Annotated in this window: 1 protein-coding gene; it reads right to left on the bottom strand. The window is 66.2% G+C overall.

Annotation, left to right across the window (positions count from 1 at the left end):
• Window positions 1-76: 76 nt before the first annotated feature.
• Complete coding sequence (locus KDL01_RS41345) at window positions 77-895, bottom strand: hypothetical protein (protein WP_212534180.1); 819 nt, start codon at window positions 893-895, stop codon at window positions 77-79.
• Window positions 896-1075: the final 180 nt, after the last annotated feature.

Here is a 1075-nt window from a genome sequence, read left to right as displayed (position 1 = left end):
ACGTTCTTCTTCACGGTGGTCCCTCATCTCGGATGATTCTTGGCAGATTCACCCGATACCTACCAACTGGCAGGCTTCAGGTGGGGGACCGCCACCTGCGAAGTTCTACGAGAGTCGGGACATCCTCGGCCGGACCGCCGATCTGGGTCCAGTTCTCGCCGCTGCCGGACCACAGGTAGACGCCGGCGATCGTGTCGCCGGTGCTCTGGTCGATCTCGGTGCCGTACACGCTTGTCATGCTCTCGGCGCCGGCGTCGGCTCCGACGCTGAAGTTTCCGACCTCGGTCCAGCTGCCGGGGGTGCCGTTGTACCTGAGTTCCTCCTGGTTGTTCGACACGTCCGTGACGAACAGGCCCTCGGGCCCGGCGGCGTCGATCGTGAGGCCTTGCGCGTTCGCCGGGCCGATCGGCGTCCAGGTGGTGCCACCGATCCACTGCGAGATGGTCAGATAGTCGTAGCTCTCCCGGTAGACCGCGTTGGTGCCCACGGCGAAGTCGTCGCCGGAGCTCCCGATGTCGGTCCAACTGTTCGGCGTACCGTTGTAGTACCAGACGTTCCCGGTGTAGCCCGTCCCCGGCGAGGTCGCGATCAGGCCGTCTCCGCCGCCGTAGATGTTCCCGGCCGCCCCGCCGACGATCGTCCAGCTGTTCGGCGTGCCGTTCCACTCGGCCACGTACCCGCCGCCCACGCCGAGGCCGTAGAGGTGGCCTTCGCTCTGGACGAACTCCCAGCCGGGCCCGCCGATCTCGGTCCAACTGCCGGGCGTGCCGTTGTACTCCGAGATGTCACCGGTCGTGGGGTCGATCGCGAACAGCCCCGCTGAGCCGCCGTAGATGTGGCTGGCCGCCCCACCGATGATCGTCCAGCCCGAGGACAGACCCATCCACTCGGCCACGTAGCTGCCGTCCGGAGCGAGGGCGTAGACCGTCTCCCGCGGCCAATAGTCGATGGGTGCAGGTCTTGGCCGGGTCTAGGGATCTGCGGTTGTAGGCAGAATCTGGTTCTTGTAGCGAGCAAGGTGGTTGCGTTGGTAGTCGCGGGCTTCGTGGTAGGCCCAGTAGGCGTCGAAGTCGCC

This window comes from Actinospica durhamensis (assembly GCF_018139695.1).
GTDB lineage: Bacteria > Actinomycetota > Actinomycetes > Streptomycetales > Catenulisporaceae > Actinospica > Actinospica durhamensis.
This window is presented reverse-complemented; position numbering and strand designations above follow the sequence as displayed.